The sequence below is a fragment of the Bacteroides sp. HMSC067B03 genome, from assembly GCF_001811315.1.
Lineage (GTDB): Bacteria > Bacteroidota > Bacteroidia > Bacteroidales > Bacteroidaceae > Bacteroides > Bacteroides faecis.
This window is the reverse complement of sequence record NZ_KV804319.1, coordinates 1-25,344: the sequence shown is the minus strand read 5'-3', so window position 1 is coordinate 25,344 and position 25,344 is coordinate 1. Positions and strand designations below refer to the sequence as shown.

General features: G+C 45.4%; 23 protein-coding genes. All 23 read right to left on the bottom strand.

The window, feature by feature from the left end:
* Nucleotides 1-1,296 (bottom strand): reverse transcriptase domain-containing protein, encoded by a 1,296-nt coding sequence (locus tag HMPREF2794_RS07475; RefSeq protein WP_070751286.1) that lies wholly within the window; start codon nucleotides 1,294-1,296, stop codon nucleotides 1-3.
* A gap of 433 nt (nucleotides 1,297-1,729) precedes the next feature.
* The gene (locus tag HMPREF2794_RS07465) at nucleotides 1,730-8,518 is read right to left on the bottom strand and encodes a leucine-rich repeat domain-containing protein (RefSeq protein ID WP_070751276.1); all 6,789 of its coding nucleotides are present in this window, start codon (nucleotides 8,516-8,518) and stop codon (nucleotides 1,730-1,732) included.
* A gap of 9 nt (nucleotides 8,519-8,527) precedes the next feature.
* Nucleotides 8,528-9,685, bottom strand: a complete 1,158-nt coding sequence (locus tag HMPREF2794_RS07460; RefSeq protein ID WP_070751275.1) for a hypothetical protein — start codon at nucleotides 9,683-9,685, stop codon at nucleotides 8,528-8,530.
* 252 nt (nucleotides 9,686-9,937) lie between these two features.
* A complete protein-coding gene (locus HMPREF2794_RS07450; protein ID WP_070751273.1) occupies nucleotides 9,938-12,067 on the bottom strand; it encodes a hypothetical protein in 2,130 nt (709 codons plus the stop codon).
* A 9-nt stretch (nucleotides 12,068-12,076) separates the two neighbouring features.
* Nucleotides 12,077-16,378 carry a phage tail tape measure protein gene (locus HMPREF2794_RS07445; protein WP_070751272.1) on the bottom strand — a complete coding sequence of 1,434 codons (4,302 nt, stop codon included), beginning with the start codon at nucleotides 16,376-16,378 and terminating at the stop codon, nucleotides 12,077-12,079.
* A 343-nt stretch (nucleotides 16,379-16,721) separates the two neighbouring features.
* A complete protein-coding gene (locus HMPREF2794_RS07435) occupies nucleotides 16,722-16,949 on the bottom strand; it encodes a helix-turn-helix domain-containing protein (protein WP_070751285.1) in 228 nt (75 codons plus the stop codon).
* Between the two features lie 11 nt (nucleotides 16,950-16,960).
* Nucleotides 16,961-17,194 (bottom strand): DUF2442 domain-containing protein, encoded by a 234-nt coding sequence (locus HMPREF2794_RS07430; protein ID WP_004303370.1) that lies wholly within the window; start codon nucleotides 17,192-17,194, stop codon nucleotides 16,961-16,963.
* A gap of 7 nt (nucleotides 17,195-17,201) precedes the next feature.
* Nucleotides 17,202-17,507 carry a DUF4160 domain-containing protein gene (locus HMPREF2794_RS07425; protein ID WP_070751270.1) on the bottom strand — a complete coding sequence of 102 codons (306 nt, stop codon included), beginning with the start codon at nucleotides 17,505-17,507 and terminating at the stop codon, nucleotides 17,202-17,204.
* Nucleotides 17,508-17,540: 33 nt separating this feature from the next.
* Nucleotides 17,541-17,951 (bottom strand): hypothetical protein, encoded by a 411-nt coding sequence (locus HMPREF2794_RS07420; protein ID WP_070751269.1) that lies wholly within the window; start codon nucleotides 17,949-17,951, stop codon nucleotides 17,541-17,543.
* A gap of 4 nt (nucleotides 17,952-17,955) precedes the next feature.
* Nucleotides 17,956-18,138, bottom strand: a complete 183-nt coding sequence (locus HMPREF2794_RS28870; protein WP_070751268.1) for a hypothetical protein — start codon at nucleotides 18,136-18,138, stop codon at nucleotides 17,956-17,958.
* Nucleotides 18,135-18,578 (bottom strand): hypothetical protein, encoded by a 444-nt coding sequence (locus HMPREF2794_RS07410; RefSeq protein WP_070751267.1) that lies wholly within the window; start codon nucleotides 18,576-18,578, stop codon nucleotides 18,135-18,137. Before HMPREF2794_RS07410 ends, HMPREF2794_RS28870 begins: the two co-directional genes overlap by 4 nt.
* Entirely contained in the window at nucleotides 18,575-19,009 is a 435-nt protein-coding gene (locus HMPREF2794_RS07405) for a lysozyme (RefSeq protein WP_070751266.1), read from the bottom strand. Before HMPREF2794_RS07405 ends, HMPREF2794_RS07410 begins: the two co-directional genes overlap by 4 nt.
* Complete coding sequence (locus HMPREF2794_RS07400; RefSeq protein ID WP_070751265.1) at nucleotides 19,006-19,818, bottom strand: hypothetical protein; 813 nt, start codon at nucleotides 19,816-19,818, stop codon at nucleotides 19,006-19,008. The genes HMPREF2794_RS07405 and HMPREF2794_RS07400 overlap by 4 nt, the downstream gene beginning before the upstream one ends.
* A 9-nt stretch (nucleotides 19,819-19,827) precedes the next feature.
* Nucleotides 19,828-20,778: a DUF6712 family protein gene (locus HMPREF2794_RS07395; protein WP_070751264.1), complete on the bottom strand. Its 951-nt coding sequence runs from the start codon at nucleotides 20,776-20,778 to the stop codon at nucleotides 19,828-19,830.
* Nucleotides 20,762-21,463: a hypothetical protein gene (locus HMPREF2794_RS07390; RefSeq protein WP_070751263.1), complete on the bottom strand. Its 702-nt coding sequence runs from the start codon at nucleotides 21,461-21,463 to the stop codon at nucleotides 20,762-20,764. The genes HMPREF2794_RS07395 and HMPREF2794_RS07390 overlap by 17 nt, the downstream gene beginning before the upstream one ends.
* On the bottom strand, nucleotides 21,456-22,820 hold the full coding sequence (locus HMPREF2794_RS07385; protein ID WP_070751262.1) for a hypothetical protein: 1,365 nt from the start codon (nucleotides 22,818-22,820) through the stop codon (nucleotides 21,456-21,458). Before HMPREF2794_RS07385 ends, HMPREF2794_RS07390 begins: the two co-directional genes overlap by 8 nt.
* Before the next feature lie 4 nt (nucleotides 22,821-22,824).
* Nucleotides 22,825-23,103 carry a hypothetical protein gene (locus HMPREF2794_RS07380; RefSeq protein ID WP_004318191.1) on the bottom strand — a complete coding sequence of 93 codons (279 nt, stop codon included), beginning with the start codon at nucleotides 23,101-23,103 and terminating at the stop codon, nucleotides 22,825-22,827.
* A complete protein-coding gene (locus tag HMPREF2794_RS07375; protein ID WP_210403597.1) occupies nucleotides 23,091-23,612 on the bottom strand; it encodes a hypothetical protein in 522 nt (173 codons plus the stop codon). Before HMPREF2794_RS07375 ends, HMPREF2794_RS07380 begins: the two co-directional genes overlap by 13 nt.
* A 13-nt stretch (nucleotides 23,613-23,625) precedes the next feature.
* On the bottom strand, nucleotides 23,626-23,973 hold the full coding sequence (locus HMPREF2794_RS07370; RefSeq protein ID WP_055218043.1) for a hypothetical protein: 348 nt from the start codon (nucleotides 23,971-23,973) through the stop codon (nucleotides 23,626-23,628).
* A gap of 19 nt (nucleotides 23,974-23,992) precedes the next feature.
* Nucleotides 23,993-24,220 carry a YfiM family lipoprotein gene (locus tag HMPREF2794_RS07365; protein WP_070751260.1) on the bottom strand — a complete coding sequence of 76 codons (228 nt, stop codon included), beginning with the start codon at nucleotides 24,218-24,220 and terminating at the stop codon, nucleotides 23,993-23,995.
* 154 nt (nucleotides 24,221-24,374) lie between these two features.
* Nucleotides 24,375-24,608: a hypothetical protein gene (locus tag HMPREF2794_RS07360; RefSeq protein WP_055218039.1), complete on the bottom strand. Its 234-nt coding sequence runs from the start codon at nucleotides 24,606-24,608 to the stop codon at nucleotides 24,375-24,377.
* Nucleotides 24,609-24,621: 13 nt separating this feature from the next.
* Nucleotides 24,622-24,996, bottom strand: a complete 375-nt coding sequence (locus HMPREF2794_RS07355) for a hypothetical protein (protein ID WP_070751259.1) — start codon at nucleotides 24,994-24,996, stop codon at nucleotides 24,622-24,624.
* Complete coding sequence (locus HMPREF2794_RS07350) at nucleotides 24,993-25,337, bottom strand: hypothetical protein (protein WP_070751284.1); 345 nt, start codon at nucleotides 25,335-25,337, stop codon at nucleotides 24,993-24,995. Before HMPREF2794_RS07350 ends, HMPREF2794_RS07355 begins: the two co-directional genes overlap by 4 nt.
* Between the last annotated feature and the right edge of the window lie 7 nt (nucleotides 25,338-25,344).

Sequence of the window (25,344 nt, the reverse complement as noted above, 5' to 3'; positions counted from 1 at the left end):
TCAAGTAAAGTGTATAATTATCAATCCTTTTTCACTTACTTCACCTTCACAATGCGCTTCAAAAGGCATTTCTCCGTCTCTTTCCGCTGATTCACAAATAAAAAGGGTTTCCTCCAGGCTGGTAAAATATTTCCTCTCCTTGCCGTCGAGTTCCAGCTTTATAACAGTCCGGGGTCCGTTTTTCGTCTGAACGTCCTTTTCATAATCAAGTACGATCACATCCTTGTTCATCAGCTCCGGCGACTTAATCCTTGCTCCGGTAAATCTTTTCCGTCCGTCTTTAGGTTTATACTTGTAGCCCAAATCCTTTAATTTTTTCATTTTCTTTCCTGTTAGTTTATAAAATAAGTTCTTGCAATCAGCATGTTTTGTAAGCCCGTAAAATGAGGCGGTCAGCTCCTGCCTGCGTTTTCTGCTTCTAACCTTGTGCATCTTGCGGGCGAACTTTTGTTTGTTACGTTTCCTTAACCGCACATGATCCGGGCGGGTTACATATCCCAGAAAGTCGATACCTTCGGTGATCGGGAAAACGGTATCATTACTTTTAATCTCCAGGCGGGCCTTGCCGGCCTGTTCGTGAATGATATCCCTAACCTTCCAAAGATATTTCTTACTACCGGAAAGCACCAGACCGTCGTCACAATACCGGTAATAGTGTGCTACCGCCTCCTGATCCTTTAACCGGTGATCCAGGTAAATGGATAGAAGCAAATTACAAAGCCCCTGTGATGATCTTAGCCCAATACTCACGCCTTTAGGCATCATACGAATGCACTCTTCCAGAATTCCGATCAATATTTTATCCTTGAACATCTTTTTCACTGCATCCAGCAAAACGTCCTGGTCTACACTTTCATAGAATTTCGTTATATCGAACTTGTAAGCGAACAGGGTTCCTTCGGGATCATCCTTTATATCTTTAACGATATACTGTAAAAGGTCATGCGTTCCCCTGTTTTTAATGGATGCGGAAGTAGTCCGGATAAAACGTACTTTCAAATGCCGGTCCACCACATTCATAACGGCGTTAAGAACGATCCTGTCTTCCAGGGAAACCGATTGTACGATCCTTACTTTCGGCCCGTCGTCTACGGTCATTTCCCGATATCCTCCGAGCTTGAACCGTCCACTCTTTATCCGCTGCCTGATCCTCTCTACCGCCTTCGGGACATCCGCCAGTATTCTACGCCCGGCAAAGCTGCGCTTTCGTCTTCTTTTGCGCAATACCGTTTTTATGGCGTCCTCTATATTGGCGTCCTCGACAATCTCTTCTATAATATTATCTTCTCTCCACATGATAATTAAATCAGCCTTCAATTCCCCGGGCCGGGCTTCTTCGAAAAAAGTTCCTACCAAACCCCATTGCCCTGCGCTTTATTTTTCCCCTTTCCAGTCGTAAACGGCTGCTGTTGGCGAGGCTCATTCCTCTTGGCTCCACGCCGGGGACACGTCCCCACTGTTGTACGCCAATTTTCAAGGCTTATGCGCTTTTTCTTTATTCTAATTGTTTGCAAGCCGAACACCGATGTTCGCATTCGTGTTCGATGAATCGTTATTCGCGTTCGCATACGAAACACCGCCTAACGCGTTCGCGTTGTTGTTCGACCGATACACCACACGAGTGTATATGAGGAAATCCGCCTTTGTACTTTTCGGAAGTACCGGCGCCCGTCTTACTTTCCGGACGCCCGCGCTACCCGCACAACGTTTTACGTTGCTGTTTTTTCTCTTAATCTGCCTGATTTATGGCTTTAAAGGCCGCGACGCTGCCCGCCCAGCGTATTATGCCCCTGAAGGCAAGCCGAACACCGATGCTCGCATACGTGCTCGATGAATCGAAAAGCGCGCTCGCAAACGAAACACCGCCCAACGCGAACGCGCTGTAGTACGACCGACACACCACACGAGAAAGACCGGTACCCACATAGAACCTATCGAACCAATGTGAGGAAGTGGAACCGCCTTCTTTAGCTGCAATCAAATCCATATACCGGCCCCAAACCATGTGGGTAGGATAAATATCCGCGTTATAAACAGTAATTCCCTGTACAATGCGTTCCGTTCCGTCCGGCATGGTAATAAACCACCTTCCGTCCGCCGCCGTCTTGTTTACTGTGACATACTGCAACCATTCCGCCTTGTTTCCCTGGAAATTCTCATAGCCCAGCACATTGACGGACTGATAATTTACACCGTCCCGGTAAGCACCTTCCGCCTGTGGATTGGAACCGCCCTTTTCCTTATAATAAGAAACCGTATCACGCATCCCCAGCGCATTGGTAAGGCCTGTCACTTTCTGGTAATTGTTTGTTCCATATCCGCAAACTCCCTGCGAATCGGTATTACCGTATTTAAAGAAATGCAGATTACCCACATCCTTGTGCATCTCCCAGTCGAACAGCTGGAAACCTTTGCCCCGGTTCTGGGCGTATTTGACTGCCTGGCTCTGTGAAATAGTTCCTACACTTGAAACACCACTGACAGAACGCAGCACATCATCAATCAGATAGGCTTCATAAACACCGCCCAGGCATTCCGTATGCTCTACCCAGTCCGGCTCGATCGCTTCCACACTTTCCGATGTCGTGAGTAAAACGAAATCGAAGGCCGCCGAATTAAGGAAAGTAAAGGCCAGTTTCGTAGCCCCTACAGGAACGGCACAAAACAGATACATACCATTGATAAAACCGTTCGCATTTGAAACGCTGATCCGACTTAGTATTTTCCCAGCATCATCTACAAATACAGCCCCGTAAAGAGTAGAAGCAAAACCGGGAAAACGAACCTGCTTGTAATCCCGGACATCCACCAGGGCGAACGATCCGGATTCGTATTTGTTTTTCGCCTCTTCAAGGGTTGTGTAATCCGTATTCTTACGAATCCCGATCCCTTCCGTCACGTTCAGTTCTTCGCGGGTAAATCTTACACTGGTGTACCCTGCTGCTGCCGGCGCATCCTCATTGCTTGAAATAAAACCGTAAAGGCACTGATTCAGCACGTCCGTTACTCCTTTGTACCAGTAATGAGGTTCATATACGTAAACTTCACCTTCCGATCCGGTTAATACTGCATCCGTGGCGTTCTCCACGCTGTCACTATCCGCGTATTTATTTCGGTTCTCATCATGAAGCGGGTAACAGGTCATTTCACCCTCCGCCGTCTTTTTAGCCAGAATACAACGTCTTTTCGACAACACTTCCAATATATGGGAAGACGGGGTAAATTCAGTATTATAGTCATATCCGGTAGAGTTATCCAGATTCGTAATCTTTTCCCCGTCTCCTACCGTCTGATCTATTTTTATACCGACAAACTGCGGCTGAATGATATTCAGTTCCGGGAAGTGTGCACAAGTGGCGGCGTACTCTTCATCCGACATAGACTGGGTGAGCCGGTACGTACCTACCAGGCGGCACGTCTGCACGTTTCCCCCGTCTTCATCAACGCCGCCCATTGTCATAAGCCGGCGAAGCAAATTACCGTTCCCGTCCATATCTATACCGGTAATTCGTAGATAGCTGGTCGCACTGCATTGCTGTAATAACGTGTTCCAGTCGATCAGGCTACAGTTATCAATCACAAGGCGCGTGATATTTGCCGTACCTTCCAGCTGCAGCCCTGCATTGGTTAATTTGTTCAGGTACCGGAGTTCGAGAGTCTGCAAAGTTCCGGGAAGGACGCAAACGGTCAGAGGCGCACCGCCGGCGAATGTCACACCGGTAAGGGATGTACCACCGGCCAGAAAGGTTTCAAGTTTGGTATTACTTGAAAGGTCCATACCGGTAAAGGAAGAAGATTTAAGCCCGGATATGTCGAGTTTTCGAAGATTACGGCAATTACCCACCAGAAGGGCGTTAAATGTCGTCTGTCCGGCCTCACAACTAACATTCAGATCACGCAAGGCCGTGCAGTTGTTCAGGTTCAACGTGCCGACAATGGCGTGGCTTACATCCGTCAGATCAAGCCCGCGAATACGGCTTGCACCGTAGAAATATTGCGGATCGTTTACAATCAAATCCGTGTCCATTGTCAGTTCCACCACACTACCGGCCATTTCTGCAAGTACCGCGCTTTGGTGCGGTGTTCCGGACGTGTACCCGTACCCGTAATAATACCGTTCGGAGGCCGTAATCCGAATTTTCCGGTTATCACTGCCGAACTTATACCCGAAATAAGCCGCGAAGCTGTCACGGCGATAAGTACCGGCCACGTACTGACTGTCCAAAAGGGCGAAACGGTTCTGAATGGTATAAGTACGGTGTGCGTAACGGCTGCCCTGCAAGGCATACAGATAATTATAATAACTGGTTCCGCTGCTGGTTGTCACCCCTTCGGTAAGCGGAAGGATATATTTATATTCCGAATCCTTGTTATAAATCCGCTCGCACCAGTTACCCATTTGCTCCTCGTTAAATACTTGCAGAACATATTCAAGGCTCATATTGCTACGCAAGGTTTCCGCCACTTCACGCAATTTGTCCGGACAACCGCGTACCAGTTCCCATAAAACGGAATCATGGCCGGCAAACGAATAAGAACCTATACTGTTGTCAAAACTTTCGTGGGTAATGGTATATTCGTATTTCAGTACCGAATCATTACGCACACCGAACAAAGTGTCCATATCGTAAGGAAGGAAATACCAGATCAGAGAATCCCAAGTTGCCAGCATCATATTTTTTGCCCGGTTATCCACGGCCATAAAGTAATCGGTAATCAGATACCATGCAAACGGGCTGTCATTACCGAAATACTGGTTATATTCCGCCAGAAACTTAGCAGAATTACCTTTACATGAATCTATCCAGTTCCAAAGCCTTGTAACTGCCGCCTTATCGTCTTCGTGTGCATCCGCCCAGGTAGTGTCCGCCTTGAAACGAAATTCCAGCGCATCATCAAAAGAAGACATGTCGGTAGTTCCGAACAAGCAAAGGGCCTCGGAGTTATTCAAGAACTCCAGGCAGATACATTTGTTACGCTGCCCGTTCAGGGAGGCTTCGTCGTTGAATCCTTCAATTCCTTCAAAACCGTAAATAATCGCACTTTCCGATTTCTCATTATTGAAATTGTATTTTCCCAGATAAGTATTCGCACCGGTGCCGTCGTTGTCATAAAACAGGTCCATAGGGAAACCGTCTACACCTATACGTACATCATATTCCCCCTTATATGCAGCCTGCGGCGGTGTCAGCCACCCGCACTTCTTCCAGATGTCATTCACAATACGCACCGCACCGGTATTATGTGTACCGGAAGAATCGGAAAAGTCCGCTTTCAGACAGAATATACTGATCGGTCGTGCTCCCGGTTTGAAACTGTATTCAAGAGACGGCACATCCACGCCGTTAACTTCCAGTGTAGTTCCGTATTTTTCCAGACGCAGGAAATAAAGACGGTAATTCTTACGCGGGTAAGTGGTGGATGATGTACCCTGTATTCTTAGACCGACATTTCTTGCTACAAAATCGTACTCCTTACCGTACGGGCTATAAAAATAGATATCGACCGGGACCTCGAATTTCTTGTTATTGGTGGCGTTGACAAGGTTCACATCGCCGACGATCCGCATAACCGCTTTTCCCTGGGCGCGTAGCTTGTCTATGTCGATATCCGTACCGCTATCCCCCGTAACATCGTTCTTTTCAAATAACAGGACCATTTCATCCGATGTAGTCCGGTCTACCATATAATTGTTTAATTCTTCATCATCCGTAAGCGCACGATTATAAATACGGAAATTCCTGATTTCCACATCCGCCGTATCACTGAACAAACGGATGTTCACCGGCTGTGCCTGCAGCAGTCCTTCGGTAGCTCCGTACTGCACCGCCCCGCAACGGATTCCGTTCACATAAAGTTCCAGCAAACGTTTGCCGGCCTTGGCCCCGACAATAAAGGCTATTTTCAGGTTCATATCACTTGCAAACTTCGTACTTACTTCCGTACCGCCGGAAACACGCATAAGGGCCTGCTCCGTTGTCATCTGGAAACCGATATCGCCGGCCATACAGTCCAGTATCACCCCCTGCCGATCCGTTACCGACGAACAAAGAATTTCCATTTCATAGGTAGCCCCGGTAGTGGTTGCATCCGTGGAGAAAGGCTGGTACCCGATTTCAATCTTCGCGCCTCCTGTAAGTTTCAGGGCGTCGCCCGTCCAGCCGTTGCTGTTCCAGTCGAAACCTGCAAACGTTGTGTGTATGTCGCCATAATCCCAGGCTCCCGGATCGGATTCACTGTTACTCCGACCGGCTGCCGAAAGTTTCAATACAAGCCCGGCAGTAGTTTCCTGCAAATCGATGCCACTTTCTCTCACGTCGATATAAAACGGGTATTCCGTGGCTCCCGTCTTAAATTTCATACAGATTTCGCCCTGCTGCGTGAAACGGTTGGTATATGTCTGCGTAGTACGGGGCACACTGACAGATTGCGTTTGCACCCCGTCCCGGTAAACGTCCACTTTGGCCGGCGTCGCGGCGGGATCATAAGCCACAAAGTCAAATTTCACCTGTTCGTACTGCCCCGCTTCCAGACGCGGAACAAGATGATCCTCCGTAAAAATACGGCCGTCCGGAAAACTCATCATCGTGCCGATAAACGGTGCCGATCCTCCGGATTTCAGGATGTCGATATAGATACTTTCGGATTTTAACACGAGATCGGCGGAAGCCTCCATTTCGGCAACCATTTGAACGGTATTCCGGCCGGTTACAAGCGAAGAAGGGGACAAACTGAAACTGCCGTTTGTCGTTCCCGATCTTGTAATGGTGTGCGCGTTCTGTTGCTGGCCGTTCAGATACAGCGTGACGACCTTTGTTCCGGAACCGCTCACGGCATAAGGAATATTAATCGTATCGGCCAGCGTATAACCGCCGGCGGCTATAGCCCCGGCCAGATTGTAAGAGCTGGTAAGGGAAAGGCTGACAACCTTCACGGATGTAAACGCCTGCCGGGTTTGTTTCTTGCCGGTAGTCGGATCAGTAGTGGTTGCCACTACGTAAATATCCGTGTTTCCCACAAGCAAGTAATTTGAAAGGTCCAGTTCGTAACTACCTTTAGAAACATCGCTGACTGTTTGGGAATACATGGTAGTCGTTCCGCGCCTGATCGTAACGGTTATATCTGCCTTTTGCCCGGTGGATTCCCCTTTTTCGTCCCCCGTGGTGTACTGGTGATCGTAAGTATAAGTAAGACGGGCGTTTCCGCCTTCCTTGATGATCGCATTATCTACAGCCGCATTTAATACAATTTTAGTAGCCACCGTTTCGCCGGAACCTCCACCAGAACCGGCCGGGATATCCACAGCGGTAATTTCCGCGCCGCTTTTGTTCTGGAAAGACAGGCGGACGGACGTTTCATCCTCGCTTACCTCCGCATTCACATTAAACAACGTGGAAGCGTCCACCTCGTTAAAACGGGCGGTTACAACCTTGTTTTCTACCGGATTGGTGGAATCTAAGGACAAAGTTTCGTCCACTTCCAGGATATCCACGTTTACATTCACATTACCGGTAGCGTCCGGCGTCTGCTTCTCGCCGTTTACCGTTACACTCTTTACCGTTCCTTTGCCGCCGAACTCTTCCCAGCTCGCCTCCTGATCCCAGACAGCCGGGTCGGTTCCGGTAAATTGCCACGTCTCCCATTTGCCGAGTGATGTTTCAAAGGTGATAACACGCCCCCGGCCGCGTTGTTTCTCCGGTACCGCGGCAATGGCGGAAGCAAGAGTATAGAAACCTTCCGTTAGTGGCATGTTACCGGTTACGTTATAGGTATTTCCGCCGGCCGAACCGCCGCTGCCGAAATCCTCCCACTTTTCGGCATTCTCAAAATCTGTGTCCGGATTGCCTCTAAATTGCTTCGTCACCCAGCCGTCGGCAGTAAGGAAAGAAAGGATTATACCGTTTTTCCGGACATTGTTAATCTTTCCCGCCGTTTTCAATGCTGCAAATACCCCCGACAGATCACTATAAACGGTACCAGCGTTCAAAAGGTTGTTCACGTTGGTAAAAGTTGAAACCTGGAGTCCGGCCGTCTGCTGCAACTCCTGTTTTATTTTGTCACGGTCTACCTGCAATGTGCTTATGTCATCGGAACAACTGGTTATATCCTGGGACAAACTTTTCAGTTTTCCCCAAAGGGAACCGTCTTCACTCTCCGAACTGTCTTCGCTGCCGATACGGGCGTTGATATCGGCCAGCAATGCGGCAAGTGAATCACTGTCTTTAAGCCCGTTTAAGAAATTAAGAATCTCGTTAAAGTTGTCGATTGCCTGCGAAGCGTTGTTACCGACAAGTCGGTCGATACGTAAAGAAACGGCGTCTATAGCCTTCTGTAATGCTGCATCGGCGGCAATGCGGGCGGCTTCCTCCGCCTCGACTTCCTTACCCTGGGAAACCAGTTTCAGGTGTTCGTTCAAGAAGTCAAGAACCGCCGCCACCATTTGGTTAGTAACGCTTTCTGCGTCCTCTGCGGTTTCAATGACTATAATAAGATCATCGATATACTCCTGTGTTGCCATATAGATACATTAATTAAATTGTTTACTAAATTCTTTGGAATGAACCTTCGGTTTCCGGTAGCCGCTTTCCGTAATTTCTCCCGTCCAGTTGGACTCTTTGTCGGCAAACGTGAGTTTTAACGTCACGTTCTGCGGTGCGTCCGGACGGACACGGTAAGAAAACTCTTCCGCCGAAGGAATTACTTTTATCTCTTCTCGACCGTAACCGGACAGGTAGACATCATCAGAGGAAAGCAGATCAAGAAGAAAACGTATTTCCTGCGGGCGTTTGAATCCCGTCTTAATCGTTACGGCTTCCTGTATCTCCGTCCGTATGCGATCCGAATAATAATCATCGGTAATTTCATCGTAACGCCGGAAAACAGCGTCTTCGTCTTCATCCATGCCGGGAGTTACGCTCGCTTCGCCTTCCAGGGAAAACACTTCGTAAACCCCGTAACTGTTCAGGAACCGGAGCCGGTAACGCTCGCGGACCGTCGGGCTTTGCTCGATCCCGATTCGGAGAGCAAACGTATCACCGCTATACACGTCAAAAAGGTTGGCCAGTACCCCGTAATCGGTAAAGAATTTAAGTCGTACGGCCTCCAGATTCAAGGCGTAAAAATTACCCACCGTACCTGGTATAGAAAAGCTTTGCCCGGTAAGAAGTTCCATTATTTTCAGTTCGTGTCCCGGATAGATGAAACAAAGCGGGTAAAGTTCCGTCTCGCGCATCATTATACGCCAGTCGTTGCTCCGCGTAGTAAAAAAGAAATTGCAGGATTCATTCAAGAACTTCAAAGAAAATATATCAGTCCCCATATTTCGAAGACGTTTAAACTCCTTCTTGGAAATTCCCCCTTTCCAGGCGGTAAAAGATAGGTTATCCTCTTCCTCTCCCTCATTTACCACATGTATAGTTACTTCTGCCGACAAACCGGAAACGGCAAGTATATGATCCGTGTTATCCGGTAAAATCCGTGCGCCTGTTATTCCGGTTTCGACAATCTCGGCTATATTAACACGAAATTCCCCGATTCCGTTTCCTTTGAAGATTTCTTCATTATTCATCCTGATACTGTATGTAGCCATAGAATAGGATGATACAGACAAAAAAATAGGATTACGTGTAAAAGCGTTTCCCGTCGGATATATATTCACCTTTAAAGCTTCGTCGCTGGCGCTCATTGTATTGCTATTTTAGTTACGATAAAACTGCCTGTTAACTCATTTTGCATCTCCAGAGAGGATATAAAACGATCCCTGGCAGCCGAAGGATTTACCATAAACTTATAAAAGTCCGTAAGTCGGCCCGAATGGTTTTCCCTCCAGAGATTATAAAGCTCCGTTACTTGTGACGTGGACGGAGCAAGTATGATATTATTCTGCTTTTCCATGGTGCAAAAGTTGGGGTTATGAAAGGAAGAATAAAGGACGGAATTAACCGGAATACACTATCGATATAAATTCCCCTATATAAGTAAGGGTAAATGTATCATTGTAAGTTCCAGTAGTAGCTTCCGGATCATTTTGTATATAATTTATATTCACTCTTAACTGAAACTGATAGTATCTTGTTAGGGTGTCATTTTCAGAAGTTGGTGGATTATCTATTATATAATCATCTGTATTGGGATTAATAAAACCGTCTGTTATGGTCCAGAAACGATCATTAACAATGGTAAAGCCTAAACCTGTCAAGTAGTTTAATACCTCTTGCTTTTTATTTTCTTGTACTTCCGCCTGGGTATTACGAACCAATTTCCAGACATATAAAATACTTCCAAAATCTTTAATATAATGTTCTTCATCAAGATTATAGGGGGCTATTAACCGAAGCGTTCTTAATGTCAGCTCGACAGGTACAATCTTATTTGCCGGAAGTGAATAAGAAAGCCCGTCAAAAAGCAAGTACTGCCCCCGAAGTGCTACAGGTGTCAATATATCCATACTCATAAGCTGGTGGACCGGTAACAGGACATTCGTTTCTACCTGGTTGAAAGAGTGTCTTATTATAGCATCATATTTTTTCCAGAAGTTTATAAACAGACCGTTTTTATATTGAAACAAAAGTGATATCGTATGTTTACTTCCGTCTTTTAATACGACTTCCTCACCCTCGGAAGTATAGGGCAGTACGGAACCGAAAGGATATTTACTATTCTGTGAGGATGTAAAAGCAAACACGAAGGATAAAGGCGTTTCTACTTTTTCCGAATCTTCATCATCATTATTAGAGGATGTTTTAAGATATGTATAACGGTGAACGTAATCGGCCAGATATTGAGGGGAAAGGATATCATTCGGGGCAAAATCCATTGGAACGCATTCGTCGTCGCTGGTTAATTCGTTATCTTCGATATTGTCGGTTTTCCGATCCCAGGAAAAGAAACTCGATGAAGAATAAGTAAGGCGTTTGTTGTCTTCATCCCATTTGAACCACCGCCCCGTCGTTTCCTCATAATTTAGATGTATCACCCTTTTGGTAATGTCAACTTTCGCCAGTCTGGCCACTTCCTGATCCTTTAAATAGTCTTCAAACCGTTCAACGGAAGGAGCGGCTCCGGTAAAGGAAGTTTTAGCCGATAACTTCATTTGTCGGGCTGTTTCATAAGTTATTAAAGGTTCATCCGTCAAACTACAGGATAAATCAATGTCCGGAACATCATCCACAATATCCCGGATTAATCTTAACGTGGCTGTTTTCGTATCGGAAGAAACATTATAAACCAGTCCGAAACGCACATGTAGGGCGTTTAAAAAGTCCTCTACCGTGCAATCCGGCATCAAATCGGCATAAGAAAGTTTCCCTTTAACACAACAGTCGGCCGCATTATTCAATATTACCAGGTTAGAAAGTTCCTTGTTCGTCTTAAAAGGATTTTCGGTTATGGTATATCCAAATTCGGAAAAAACAAGTTCCAGTACACGCCATACATATAAAAAAGCCGTTACGCCGTAACCTTCCGGAAGTGTTACTGCAGTCGGAGTACCATTTACTAAAAAAGTTTCTGTTCTTGCTTGATAACGTAAGCGATATACTTTACTTCCTTCTGATACAGGTGTGATATAGTTCAAGTATTTAGGGTAAAACTGATTATCTTTCGAATCGTTACCGGTCATAATCTGAAATACGGCATAATCAGTCTGATAACCTCCTAAAACTTGTTGCAAATGTGCGCAAAGAGAATTAACGCTGCTATACTCCTTCACAGGTAACGTAATAGCATTTAATTTTTTTGCTTTCCATGCGCTGTAGGCTTCCGAATTGTCAAAGCCGATGTTAAGGGTAATACCTTCTTTTTTACCGGCGGAAACAATATTTATCTTCCCGGTACGTTTATATGCTCCGTCCAATACTGTACATGCCTGATCTTCATTCATCGGCTTTATACCCATGTCCAGACGGTGAGCAAAACCGGTTATTTTAGCATTGTTGCCGGTACATGGAACCGTAACCGGTACGGTTTGCGATCCCCGGTCGTTCATGACAGGGGATTTTTCATCAATCTGTACGGTAAAGTCACCCCCTAAATCCAGATAACCTTTGTTCGTCTTAATCTTTAGCATAATGATTACTTATTTTCCGCGTGTAAAGGTGTCGCGGGCGTTATCTATAGTTTCTTTGGCCTTCTCCAAATCCTGATAAACGATATAGGCCTTTATCAATTTGATAGCCTCACAGGAGGCGCGAAGTTCCTTTGCCGCTTCCAGGAACTCCCGGTAGGAAGAATCCCCCGCAGAAGAGGTAACGTAACCGCCTTCCGCATATTCACCCGGATTCTGTGGCAACGGGTTCGCATTGGTACGCTGCCGCCTGATCGCTTCGATAGTGCTAACAGCGTCGATTACTTTAGGATTATTCATTTCCGGCTGTGGTACCACATATTCCCCCTTATGAACTACGCCGGCCACTTCATAGCGTCCACCCGGACCGGTGTAACCACCTTCCGAATATCCACCACTGGAAGAACCGGAAACAACACGTTCGGCCGTGGCGGTCTTGCTGCCGGTAGTGTTTTTCAGGGACATGTTTTTAATTCTGTCCCGTTCTGCTTTGGCCGATGCAAGCTGGGCCACACCAGTAGCCGCAAGCATTGCTGCAGCAACGGTTCCGGCGATCGGTCCTAAGTCCGCGTACGCCTTCATAATCGAAACGGCTGTATCTGCTATGATCTGGGAACACTTGATAGCAAAGTTTACATCCGCATACTTCTTTTGAATCTCCAGTTTCTTATTTTCCTTCTCTTCTTCCAGAGCGGCAGTATCTTCCCCGTTGTTTTCGGCTTCTTGTATGAGAACATCGTATTTTGCTTCCACCTGGTCGATTTCGGCCTGCTGAATAGCTTCCACCATGGAAGAGGAAAGGCCGGAATAATAGTCAAAGTATTTTTTAGCGTTATTCATCTGCATTTGCAGTTTTTTACGCTGGTATGTCTTTTCGTCTATTAATTCCTGATCGTGCAGATTCTTTAACAGGGCCAGTTCATTCTGGTATTCCTGCGCCCATGATACACCGATCTGGGATTGAATCTGGTATAAACTATTCTGGTATTCAAATTCAAGCTGGCTAATTTCCTGCTGTTTCTGTTTCTCCAAACCAACGGTAGAAATTCCCGCCTGTCTCGCTATCTCAATTATAGCATTATAAGTCGTTTCTACATCCTGAACCTGCTTCCGGTGTATTTCCTGCATACCGGTTATTCCTACCGGAACGGAAGTTATTTCACGTACTTTTTGAGCAATGGCCGCTCGGTCACGTAATAGTTGCATCTCGGTTTCACGTACGGCGTCGGCCGCTTCCGTAACGGTATCTATACGCTTTTGTCTGCTGGTGATCTCCAGGGCGTTTACATCATCCAGATAGGTACGGTTTATCTCCAGAAGTTCCGCCGTATGTGCCTGTTCAACTTCCAGCATATAGGCGTCGGCTGCTTCCTGCGTTATACTCTGGTTTAATACCGCTTTTTCCATAGTGTCCTTCTGGACATTGTAATAGGCGGTTTCAATCTTTATCCGTTCGTCCCGTTTCTCCTGTACCTGTTTTATACGGGCGTCTTCCTGCTTACCAGTTTCCGTAAAAATAGCAGCCTGGGCTTCCGTTTCGAGCTTATGGATTTCATCGAGTAACTTCTTCTTTTTGGCCGGGGTCTTTGCTTCCAGCTTCTGGAGTGCGTTGATACGTTCCCGGTAATAGCGAAGATTTTCCGCTGTCCCTTCGAGAATGTACTGGGCTTCCGTCTTATTTTCCTTCTCCCGGTTCTGTTTGATAAGAAGCATACGTTTTTCGTGCTCGATCTCCAGAGGTTTTAATGTAGCGTCCGTTTCCGTATTTTTATACTCCCCGGCTTCCGCTTTCTTTTTGACTTTACCTAATTCATTCAAACGTTTTATTTCGGTGTCGATACGTTCTATTTCCTTGTTCTTCTTGGCGATATTCGCTTCGCTGTCTTCTGTCCATTGTTCCTGAACCTTTTTCTTTTCCGCCTCCAGTTTCTTTATGAGGGATGTTTCAGTATTTATATTTTCTTTATTGGTCCCGGTTAATGAAGTGGCCGTCGCCTCTGTTTTTAATATATCATTATTGATCTGGGCGATAGCTGATTCTATACCGGCCAAATCCTTCTGTGTTGTCTGTAGGGCTTTTAACTGGTTAGCCTCTTTTTCCGTACCAAATAAACGGCTTATTTTAGCGGTAAGGCTGTTCCGGTTATATCCTGACAGTGTATTTTGCTGGCGAGTGTCCCAGTAAGCGTCGCTTTGTTCTGCTTCCTGGCTTTCAAGGTTCCTTTTTTTCCTGTACAATTCTTCCAGTTCCTCCTGGTAAGCCTTCAACTTAATTTGTTTTTCCAAGGAAACCAAATATTGATCTATAGCCTCTTTATTGTTATTAATGAGCCTGCCTTCTTCATTCAATTCCGCATTATAATCCGGTATCAGTTCTTTTAATTCAGCGAGCCTTTGCTTACGGGTGTAGTTGGAAAGATTTTCGTCATTGATAGCAGCTACAAGAGTTTTTATTTTTGCCTCCTGGCTGGAATACTCTTCATTCACTTTCTTTACAACTTCCTGGTGGGCCTTCATTGCTGCCGAAGCCTGTTTCGTCTTCTTTGCAAGCTGGTAAATAGCCACCCCGGCTGCCACGAGTAATGCGAGCAGGGCCGTATATGGATTCTTCAAAAGTTCGATCCTCATTAACCGAAGGGCAGCGGTACATCTGGTAGTATTCTTGTGTAATAGTGCCTGGGCTGCTGCATAAGTCAGAGTAGCCGCCCGGCTGATATAAAGCTGTACTGCGTGCGCTTTCTCTGCAACGACCGAAGCAAGGGTCGCCGTTTTAAAACGGGCGTGCCACATGGTAGCGATTTTCAGTCCTCCATAATAAGAAACCAAATAGGCGGTAACGGTATAAGTGACAACACCCCATTTATTAAACATGTCAATCATACCTCCCACACCTTCCACCATAAGCGTAACAAGGTCTATTAAATCCCGAAGAATACCCTTTGATTCATAGAAACGTAAAACTACCCCTTCGATAGTTGAACTTAATGTATTGAGGGAACCTTGTACATTATCACCCATTTCTTCCGCCATGGCATTAAATCCCTCTTCGGCTCCTGTTACTGCATCACGGAGATTTAAAACGGTATCAGTACCATTTAAAAAGGTATTAAATGCGGCAACCGAACGTTTATCCGTTAAATCCAGTGCCTTATTAAGGTCTATTCCTTCACTGTTCAGCTTTTTCAGCCCCTTTACAAGGTCTTCTAAGTTATCTACAGGACCACCAAGGGCAAGTGCAAGTTTACCGCTACCGTCAGCCAAGTTAAGCAAAATATTACGTGTTGCCGTCGCTGCCGATGAAGCGTCGAAACCGCTGTTTGCCAAAGCCCCCAAAAGGGCGGTCGTTTCCTCGATCGTGAATCCGAAAGAATTAGCAACCGGCCCAACAATAGACATTGCCGTATTTAAGTACTCGAAGCTTAAAGCGGATGCGTTACATCCCATAGTCATAGTAGAAACAGCCCGTTCCGTATCTTCCGCATCAAGGTTGAAAATACGCAATGTTGCACCGGCAAGCGTAGCAGCCGAGGCAAGATCCGTGTCCACCGCCTTAGCGAATTTCAGCACGGAAGGCGTCATCGCTTTAATATCCTCTTTGAAAAATCCCAGCTTGGCAAGCTCTATCTGAAGTTCCGTTACCTGTGCAGCCGTATAAGAAGTAGTGGCACCCAGCCGGCGTGCTTCATCCGTTAAATCTTTGATACTCTTTTTCGTGGTTCCAAGGATAGCCGCCAAAGTACTATTTTTCTTCTCAAACTCTATAATAGTACTGATCGCATCCCTTAGCCCCCCGACAATCTGCCCGGTTATCATTGCGCCGATAGTGACAAATACACCGGCCAGAACCGTTTTTATCTTATTCAGGGAAAGAAGGGAACCGCCGAAACCTTCCGCCTTTTTCGTGGCCTGCCCGTACGCTTTTTCAACTTCTTTCAGTTCCTTCTCCAGGGCGGCATACTTTTCCGGTTGCAAGGATTTCACCGTATCGCGAAGCTCTTTCCGCAAGGCGTTTGCCTTCCTTGCCAGCTGGTTGGCACTCATGGTGGTTTTATCCAGCCGTTTCTCACATTCGGCAATCTTCTTGTTATTCTCGCCGATCGTCTTATTATTTTCTTTCAGTTGATTATCAAGCCTTTTCCATTGTTTACCGCCAGCTTTCCCGGTGGCGATAAGTTCGGTCATAGATTTTTTTATCTCCTTATTGCTATCCCGGAGCTCCTTGTTCTTTTCTGAAAGATTATGTATTTCCTTTTGCGCATCGGAGGCGTTCAGGGTTAACACCCATTCGATATAGTCAGGTTTTAATTTTGCCATAAGAGTAAATTTTATAAGGCAAAATTATCCTGGTATAAAGTGGCGGAAAAGGACATAAAAAAAGCCCGTAGAACCATTCTACAGGCTTATTATACTAAGAAGAAAGTACTTTATCTCTTAAATGTAAAATCCGAAGGATCAAAATATCCTTTATCCTTAATTGTTACCCGATCGAGCATCCGGCAAACGTACCAGGTTAAAGGTACTGATATAAGAGGCGTCACGATAAAGGAAAGAAAGGCAAAAGCAAGCCACCCGAATAAAGTAGTCGGTTTATGCTTACATCCAACGAAAAAAGCTATTACCAGGAAAAAGCCGATCAGAAATAAAATATCTTCGTATGTCATACAATCATCATTAGTTCCTTACCGATATCTTTAATAGTATTTACTATTAGGGCCTCCCTTTCTTGTGAGGGCTTTTTTATTCCACTTATGTATTGAGACATAAGGCTTTGACTTATTCCCATACGTCGAGCCACCGCAGAAGCATTTAATTCCGGGTGAGAAATAAAAATCCGATATAAGAAAGTTTCTTCCTTCTTATCTTGAATAGCCAAACAATCATCCATAAGGTCCAAAATTATGCAGCTATACCAATTTCGTATAAAAACTCCGGTGCAAGGTCTGCACCGTTGGCCCATTCAATAGTGGCACGGGTTAAACCATATTGAACAAATTTTTCCTTATCCAATAATTCCCCGAAAACCTCACCTGTAAGATAAGGTTCCAAATTCACGATCTTTTTATTCCCGTCACTGAAAGTAACAAGAAGCTCGTAATTCCTAATATAATCCACATCTATAACTCGTAACATAAGCTGTTTATTTTAAAGGTTCTATTTTATCTATTTTTTCCCCTTTTTGGGCCTTCTCCCAGAGAGAAAGTATTTCTGCTTCATGCAAATTAATCCATTCATTAACCTTTGCGATAACTTTAGCTGGAGCCTGACCGTCCACAATCCGGTCCAATACGCTAATAGAACATTCATAATCAGCATAAGTAAAATGAATATGCGGCGGATTATGATCTTTCCAATAGAGGAATATAATAATACCGAAGAATCTACAAATTTCAGGCATAAACTTTGTTTTATTGGTTACTGATACAAAGATAGGTAATAAAATCATTACCTGCAAATATTTAGGTATTAATTTTATTACCTATTTTAGCGAACTGGCAAACATTTCTTTTACCCTTTCCCTTATATAATCCTGATATTCATATTTAACCTTTCCAAGTGTATCATGATACAGAATCCCGTATATCTGCCGGTTATAAATCTGGTAATTACCGTGTTCCTTCATATCCAGGAAGCGGGTATATAATGGAAGGTTAGAACGGGCGATTACCCCTTCGCCGTCCGGAATGACCGAATAATTCGGATTCTGTAGTGCGGCCATTAATGCACCGGATCGCCCTTGTATGATTTCCCCGGTTCCTTGTACTTTCTTACGTTCACGGCCTTTCTGGTAAATCCGCTTGGTAGCGATATCCAGTTGGGCCTGAAATATGTCCTGTATTCCACGCCCGATCCGATCGGTAAAGAAATCCGTTTTAAAATTCTCGGCCATTCAGTTATTCATTTTTTGAAAATCCGGAAATAATGTGCCTTTTCCCGGATTCGTTCTTAACAGTTTCATTTTTCTTGTTTGAGGTATATTTATATTTCCAATAGGTGCATAGCGCATCATTTACACCTATTGTAATAATACCTGCTATGACAGCTAACCAAAACCACGCAGAAGCATCCATTATCATCTTGTTTTAAATGAAAAAGCCAGGCTCCACCCTGCAAACGTCCGGTAAAAGCCGGATTCCGGAAGAGTGGAAAGACTGGTTAAATCCAGTTCCTTAGTAACAGGGCAACCGGTGGCAGAATCTTCTATCAGCATTTGTTTGATACGCTCCATAACCGGCTGCACCTCTTCGATAGTCTCATAAGCTCCTTTACGTTGGGGATCGTACTTGCTCATAAGGAAAATAACACATAAATTGTTTTCCCTCACATTATCAGCCGAAAGGCTGGCACCCGTTCCCGACGGGATCAGAATAAAGAGCACCGGACATTCTCCTTTAGATAGTCCTTGTATCGTCTTACTCATTTCCTCGTCAATGGTAACGGGCAGCACCTTCTTTATTTCAGGAATACGTTTTTGCACGCCTTCCCAGTATTCACGGTAAACCTTTATATTTATCATATCGTCAATCCCTGATAACGTTTCGCTTCCCATTCACGGCGGGTAACAAGCCCCGGAAGAATCTTACCGCCCCCGTATATCCACTTTTTAAACTCTGCCGGTATGGATGAATCATACGCATCCGCTCTGATTTTCTTATAAAGCGTTGATTTCTTGAATTTTCCGATACCGACATTGAAGCAAAAGCTTACTACCGCGTCAAACTGGTACTGTCCCAAATGAAGGGGAAGCGCGTTCACCTGGTTTTCTACCGTCCTGATATCCGATTCAAAGAAAGTGTCGGCCTGGGCCTCGGTTATAACATCACCCGGTTTTACACCGGTCGTATGACCGTAACCGATCGTACATACTCCCGCGGCACATACATACGCTTTCAGGCGTAACCCCTCGAATTTCTTGATCTTGTTTTTTGTTCCTGTTGTCGTTCTCATTTTTTGTTACGTTTTTGGTGCAAATACTCAAACTTACATTTATACAGATAAAGCAATACGTCCCAGAAGGGCGTATCGTCCACCTCCTTCTTATTACCGAACACACCGGAAGCCGCCACTTCAAAGACTATTCCGGTCCAGCCGGTTTTATCGTCCGCCTTCCGGTCCTCGGATGCCAGCTTCTGAAACAATATCCGGAAGTCGATAGCTTCACCACCAATATAAACCGGTCCGGAAAGAACCATTTCCCAAACGGCGGAAAAGAGATTTACCGCATGAATGGCAAGCAAGGAAGGAACGGCCGGCGTCTTCTCCAGGTCCTTGTACCGGTAAAGCTTTAACGTGATATCCTGGAAGATTTCATTTATAGCCGGATCGTCCTTTTCCGCCACCGCCTGTTTGCTTTGCTGCAACAAATCCAGGCAATCACAAAAGTTACCGAAAGTAAGACCGTTCAACATGTCACCGACACCATGCCAGCCCCCGAAATCCTGCATCAGGTTACGCCCGGTTTTCAGAATGGGCGTAACGATCCGCTCGCCCTCCTTACCGGTCGTATAAGAGAAAAAGCCGTCCAGCTTTTCCAACTGGCCGTCCAGCTCCCGGATGATCTCACGCCGGTACATGGTGTAATCCGCTTTCATGCCCAGAAGAAAAGAAAGCCATTTTACGCGGAACTGTCCGGGGCTGATCGTACCGCGGTTCATTAGTACCGCCAATATAAGAAACTGCCGGTACTGATCACTGCTGACTTCATCCAGGCAGGAAGGAACCTCCACCGTCTTACTATTATATGTAAACTTCTCCATGTCCGGACATTAAAAAGTTATTCCCTTAGATTGTACGGTAACGCCCGGTACATAATAATCCACCGTTTCCGATTCTGCATCCAGTTCACGGATGATATCCTGCAATACATCCAGGTAAGCCGCCGCGTCCTGCTCCAGACTGTTAGCAACCGATTGCCGGGCCTCTTTTTCCGCCCGCAATTTATCCCGTACGGTTGTGCTCTGCTGTACCTGTACGATTCCACTAGGCAGAACTTCCACCGGTAAACGTTCAACGGCCTTTTTTATGGTAAGAAGTGCAAGCGGACGGCGTACATACTCCAGCAATTTCTCCGTTAAAACGGTATCGCCTTCAATCAGTTTATTATAACGGTTCCGGGTGATAACAGGTATTATCTGCCCGTCCTGGACTTCCCGGATCATAGGAATAAGCACCAGGAAAAGCCGGTGACTTCCGATATTATAATATTCATCGAACGTTTCCTTATTCTGAATAAGAAGCCGGTTTATAGCCTTTTTCTTAATGCCGTTCATCCAGAAATCAAACTTTTCGCGATCCAGCAGCTCCACCAACGCGTCTACGGCTTCATAAGCCAGGTTCCGGATATTCTCTTCATCCTTGAACTCCTGTAAGGCGGTCATGCCCGTTTCATTCTCCCCAAGATGTTTGCCACGTCCGGCCGTTCCGTGTTGTGCGTCCAAAGTGGGAATAACCTTTAACCAGGTAAACATCGCCACCGCCTGCTGCATCAGCCGCAAAGTTTCCGCCATGCCGTCCGATTCCGTGCCGTCCGCATGATCTTCACGGTAATACTTATCTACCGCGTCTATAGGTTCCGCCCCGATGATAGCCTGTAAATCCCGAATCCCCAGCGGTAAGATAGGTTCCCACTTGGTAAAATCAAGATCATTATCGATCAGGCCCAGGACACGGACTATTTCACCGGCCCCGTCACCGCTTTTATTAAATAACTTCGTCATTTGCTTGATCTCTTTTTAGAGTATATGGTTTCCAATTATCAAAATCTTTCGTGAAATTGTTTATTTCATCGTAGAACTCTTTATAAAAGCGGGCCAGCCCGGTATCTATCGTTATACAGGTCTGCTCCGTTCGCGGATTGGTGTTTATATTGGCCGAGCTTTCTATTACAAAATCAAAAGCGTTACCAAAACCGGCCATTACTTTAGAGTGATTACGGAAGATACAGACACGCGATCCGAAACGTTCCGCCACGTTCTTTAGGTATAAATAAACATCCGCGTAGGAACCTTGAAAGATTTCACCTACATAAAAATCCGCGTGCCCTATATCTTTTCTCTCCAGCCATTTCTCCACCTCCTTAACATCGGTAATTGCCATACACCAGGTAGAAATTAGAACATATTCCACCGGTTGTTGCTTCACGATCACACGAAGATAAGTAAGACTATCAACGTCCCCATGACTGATACAGTGATAAGCCGCCCCTTTCTCAAAATGCCAGGGCAAGCACTCTTCCAGGTGCAGCTCCGATTTTATCCGCCGGTCAAAATGAACGTTTTTCGTCCGGCGGGCCTTTATATGCTTGTCCGGGATGTTATCGGCCCGGTCCTCTTCCGGTTGCCGGTCGCTTATCGGTTCTTCCGGCACATCTTCCGTTTTCGGTGTAAAAAACAGACTACGCATTTTCTTTCATACGGTTAGAGGGTGAAACGTTCTGTTCCGCTTCCACTATGGTACGATAAAGCCCCACTTTCGTAGTAGTACCCGGAAAATTGGCATTAATATACTGCTGTAACGGCTTACAAAGGATCATGTCCGGAATCGCCGTTTCGGAAGCGTTGTACACTTTCAGGCTGTATAATTTCTCCGATCCGGAAGAAAGTTTGTTTTCTATAATCAGATTTGAAAGTACCGGATCAAGACCGAAGCCGGAAGTGGCGGCTGCGTCCGCCTTGTTGGATATCTTAATTTGGGCGTCCACATAATCCTTTATCTTCTTATCCAGCGGCTCAACCGTCCAGCCCTCAAAGTTATTCGCTTCCGGATTCCAGAATTTGGTCGTGTGCATGTATTTCCCGGCGTTCTGCCTTCCGGTAATGTTGGAGGCGAATTTCTCCATAGCTTCGTCCTTGAAATCTTCCAGCATTTGGGCCGTGTATTTCTCGCCCGTACGCTCGCAAACCTGTTTAATACGCGCTTCCGCACGGTCCCAGTAAGACTGCGGCGATTCGATGTGTAGGGAAATAGCCGAGGCGTTCTCGTTATAGGCGATAAGGATAGCGGCCAGACCGCCGGCGAGTTCCAGCCAGTCAAGCGCACCCAGAAAACGCGGTGTACTCATGAAATCCTTGCAAAAGGAATAGATATTATAGTACTTCACGGAAACCGGATATTTGAACGGGTGGGCCGGATCAAAGACCGGGTAACGGTAAGTATAAGCCGGATCAGGATAAGGAAAGTCGCCCACAAGTACTTCCTGCGGTTCATCCTCACCGTCGGGCGGATATACCAGGCGGGCTTTCTGGTAGGGAATGTGTTCCAGCCGTACCAAACGCCCGGGATTGCCCACACGCGGCGCACGGTTCCGGACAAACTTTATAAAAAAGCCCTGCATGTGTGTCAGGTCTACGAGTGAACGGTGAAGAACCGTCGTGTAATCCCATGACTCCAGGTCGGCGGTTATTTCCGGATCGAGTTTCCAACGCCGGTAAAAACGGTTATTCTCTTCGTCGATCGCATCCTCATACAGCCGCGGGCCTTCTCCCCACTGCAAACCGGCTATTTTGCCCATAATGCCTTCACCGGCGTAGAATTTATCCAGTAAGCGCATGACCTCGCCCGGCATGTCGTTATTGTCACCCATGGGAACGATAAAGGTACCGTTTACGCTGATCTTACGTGAAAAAAAGGCACCCCGCCGGTTTAACTGGATGCTGGAGGGCTCCCAACCTTTACCACGGCCACCGATAGAAAAGGAGATCAGCCCCTTATCACTGCCGGTATCTATAATTCCAAAGTTGCCGCTTCGTCTTATTTCCATACTCTTAAATCGTTATTCTTTTCCCGTTGAACTCCATTACCAGACATTCCCAGCAATTCAGCGGCCGGCCCGTTGTGGTGTCCGTCAGAAATAGTTTATAGCTTGAATTTTCGATGCTTTCATCCGTTGCCTTTTTCCTCAAACGGGCGGCCGTGAGTATCACCATGTCGCCGCCGTCCCGTGTCTGCCGGTTCCATTTCCGGAATTTAATAGAAAAGGTTCCTCCGGAAATGGTAATCCGCTTCATCTGTTCTACCGCTACATAAAGGTTTATTTTTTCCATAGCCGGCGGATAAAATTTTTAATCTTGCCCCAGTTATCATGTACCAGGCAGAAGGATAAAAAGAAAAACATGAATTTTAGGAACGTCCATAAGCTACACCCGTTTGTAACCTTTTCTTTTTCCTGGCTTTGCTGCCTAACGTCGGATTTACGGGTAACGGTTGTTTCCTGCTGACTGGTAGTTTCTTTATGTTCCTGGAAGGAGCTGCTTTGATTCTTTCCAGTTCTTTTTTCAGTTTTTCGGTTGCTGAAATCAATTTCTTTAATTCGGCCAAGGCTGTCATAGTTGATTCGGATATGCGTGCTATCCTCCCGGTGAACGTGAAGTGTGTGTTTGTCATTGCTTGAATCTCTTCGCGCAAGTTCGATAACTCCGTCAGTAGTTGTTTGTTTTTCTTCTCCAGTTGCTTCTGTAACCGTTTTTCGTGTAGCAGAGCGAGGAGAACGACAACCGTAAAAACAAGCTGCAAAACAAATAAAAATAAATAAGTGTATGATTCCATGTTTCATGTTTATTAAGTCGTTAATTATTAGTAGTATCAAAAGTGATTGATTTACGGTTCAGGCAATTTTTCACCCCGCAAAGGAATGGCTTCATAATATCCATTACACGGGCGTTCTGCCTGATATCCTTTTCCATTTCGTTACATTTCTGCTGGAGTTCCCGGTACTGGTTCTCTACATCGTCGATCCGCTGTTTCAATTCTTTACGGTCATTCTTCATGTCTTCGATCAGTTCCTGGTAAACCTCCTGTACTGACTTCATGGCGTCAGCTTCCGCCTGTTTACGGGTATATCGGAGGGTGAATAACCAGGTCAGGCCACCCGTACAAAGAGCCGTAATAATCGCTGTAATTATCGTTTCCGTCATATTGATAGAGTTGAAAATTTTACATTATAATCCGGAAGATACATACATGCGTCAAATAACCCGCCACGATCCCGGCCAGGTCTGCCAGAATATCCTTCCAGTCCCATTTATTACAGGGGGACATTTCATCCCCGTATTCTTTACCCAGTGAAACACCCAGGGCAAAGGGAACACCATAATCACCCAACAGGGCACATATAGCGTAATTAATTCCGAAATGCTTCCATTTGTCTGTTCCTATTTTCATAACTTGAATAATTGGTTACTGCAAAGGTGGGAAGAACGGACACCGACGAAAAGGACATAAAAAAGAGTGCCGGGAACCACCCCGGCACAAACAAACCCTAACCTGGGACTTAAACCCAACGGCTGCCTTTTCAGCCGGTATATTAAAATTAATATTAAGGATTAGACAACTTTTCGATGTCTTTTTTCATCATACGTAATAATTGAATCCTTCTCAACACCTCATTTGTTGGTGTACTTTCATCTCCTTTCTCTATTAGAAAATCGATTAGGTCCTCAATAACTTCGATGTAACAAGCGGAAACCGCTTCCGTCTTAACTTGCCACTGCTTCAATATTTCGGCACTTTCATCTGTGATATGTGCGCCGTTTACTTCTATATCTTTCATAATAATTCTTTCTTTAGACGTTTTTAATCGGTGTAGTCTCTAAGGTAGTGAAATCAATTATTCCGGCCTGCCGGTATATTCCGAGGGCGACTTTTCTAAACCGTTCGTAATTACGCCTGTCAATGGGTGATAACTGCCACCTCTTCATGTCTTTCATCAAATCCGGTATATTATTAGCACTATTATACAAACAGTTGCTTTTACCGTACTCGTGATGAAGTGATACAGACTGAAAATCACCGGAAAAAACAACCAGCCGTAAACGTTCAAGTTCGAGGAAAGCAAATTCTTCGTTTACCTTCTCCACCTTATATGCTCTTAATTCAATGGAAGGCGCACCGTATTCACGTCTAACGAAAAATAGGATATCAGGATTATTTGTATTCATTTGGCACCTCCTTTTAAGTCTTCTAATTTAATATGTGAAATGCTTGTTATATTTTCCAGTACCCCGTCACATATACTTTTAACCCTTAATCCGCGGGAACCGTCTTTCTTGGGTAAATTCAGGTGATAATACGGGCAATTCTTCCAGAATGTAATCCGGGAAATCCAGCCACGAACTTTAAAAGTAGCATTGCTTATTTTATAATCAACCTGTACCAGATCACCCGGTTTAAATTTACTTTCCTGTAGAAACATATTCTGTATTTCTTCCTGCTCTTTCTTTATTTCCTCAATCCTTTTATCATTGTTTTGTAAGTAAGTATTCGATAAACTCCCTCGTATAGTAGGT

Excerpts from the sequence above, each read along its gene's own strand:
- HMPREF2794_RS07475 (WP_070751286.1), bottom strand. The coding sequence starts at position 1,296 with ATGTGGAGAGAAGATAATATTATAGAAGAGATTGTCGAGGACGCCAAT.
- HMPREF2794_RS07465 (WP_070751276.1), bottom strand. The coding sequence starts at position 8,518 with ATGGCAACACAGGAGTATATCGATGATCTTATTATAGTCATTGAAACC.
- HMPREF2794_RS07460 (WP_070751275.1), bottom strand. The coding sequence starts at position 9,685 with ATGAGCGCCAGCGACGAAGCTTTAAAGGTGAATATATATCCGACGGGA.
- HMPREF2794_RS07450 (WP_070751273.1), bottom strand. The coding sequence starts at position 12,067 with ATGCTAAAGATTAAGACGAACAAAGGTTATCTGGATTTAGGGGGTGAC.
- HMPREF2794_RS07445 (WP_070751272.1), bottom strand. The coding sequence starts at position 16,378 with ATGGCAAAATTAAAACCTGACTATATCGAATGGGTGTTAACCCTGAAC.
- HMPREF2794_RS07435 (WP_070751285.1), bottom strand. The coding sequence starts at position 16,949 with ATGGATGATTGTTTGGCTATTCAAGATAAGAAGGAAGAAACTTTCTTA.
- HMPREF2794_RS07430 (WP_004303370.1), bottom strand. The coding sequence starts at position 17,194 with ATGTTACGAGTTATAGATGTGGATTATATTAGGAATTACGAGCTTCTT.
- HMPREF2794_RS07425 (WP_070751270.1), bottom strand. The coding sequence starts at position 17,507 with ATGATTTTATTACCTATCTTTGTATCAGTAACCAATAAAACAAAGTTT.
- HMPREF2794_RS07420 (WP_070751269.1), bottom strand. The coding sequence starts at position 17,951 with ATGGCCGAGAATTTTAAAACGGATTTCTTTACCGATCGGATCGGGCGT.
- HMPREF2794_RS28870 (WP_070751268.1), bottom strand. The coding sequence starts at position 18,138 with ATGATAATGGATGCTTCTGCGTGGTTTTGGTTAGCTGTCATAGCAGGT.
- HMPREF2794_RS07410 (WP_070751267.1), bottom strand. The coding sequence starts at position 18,578 with ATGATAAATATAAAGGTTTACCGTGAATACTGGGAAGGCGTGCAAAAA.
- HMPREF2794_RS07405 (WP_070751266.1), bottom strand. The coding sequence starts at position 19,009 with ATGAGAACGACAACAGGAACAAAAAACAAGATCAAGAAATTCGAGGGG.
- HMPREF2794_RS07400 (WP_070751265.1), bottom strand. The coding sequence starts at position 19,818 with ATGGAGAAGTTTACATATAATAGTAAGACGGTGGAGGTTCCTTCCTGC.
- HMPREF2794_RS07395 (WP_070751264.1), bottom strand. The coding sequence starts at position 20,778 with ATGACGAAGTTATTTAATAAAAGCGGTGACGGGGCCGGTGAAATAGTC.
- HMPREF2794_RS07390 (WP_070751263.1), bottom strand. The coding sequence starts at position 21,463 with ATGCGTAGTCTGTTTTTTACACCGAAAACGGAAGATGTGCCGGAAGAA.
- HMPREF2794_RS07385 (WP_070751262.1), bottom strand. The coding sequence starts at position 22,820 with ATGGAAATAAGACGAAGCGGCAACTTTGGAATTATAGATACCGGCAGT.
- HMPREF2794_RS07380 (WP_004318191.1), bottom strand. The coding sequence starts at position 23,103 with ATGGAAAAAATAAACCTTTATGTAGCGGTAGAACAGATGAAGCGGATT.
- HMPREF2794_RS07375 (WP_210403597.1), bottom strand. The coding sequence starts at position 23,612 with ATGAAACATGGAATCATACACTTATTTATTTTTATTTGTTTTGCAGCT.
- HMPREF2794_RS07370 (WP_055218043.1), bottom strand. The coding sequence starts at position 23,973 with ATGACGGAAACGATAATTACAGCGATTATTACGGCTCTTTGTACGGGT.
- HMPREF2794_RS07365 (WP_070751260.1), bottom strand. The coding sequence starts at position 24,220 with ATGAAAATAGGAACAGACAAATGGAAGCATTTCGGAATTAATTACGCT.
- HMPREF2794_RS07360 (WP_055218039.1), bottom strand. The coding sequence starts at position 24,608 with ATGAAAGATATAGAAGTAAACGGCGCACATATCACAGATGAAAGTGCC.
- HMPREF2794_RS07355 (WP_070751259.1), bottom strand. The coding sequence starts at position 24,996 with ATGAATACAAATAATCCTGATATCCTATTTTTCGTTAGACGTGAATAC.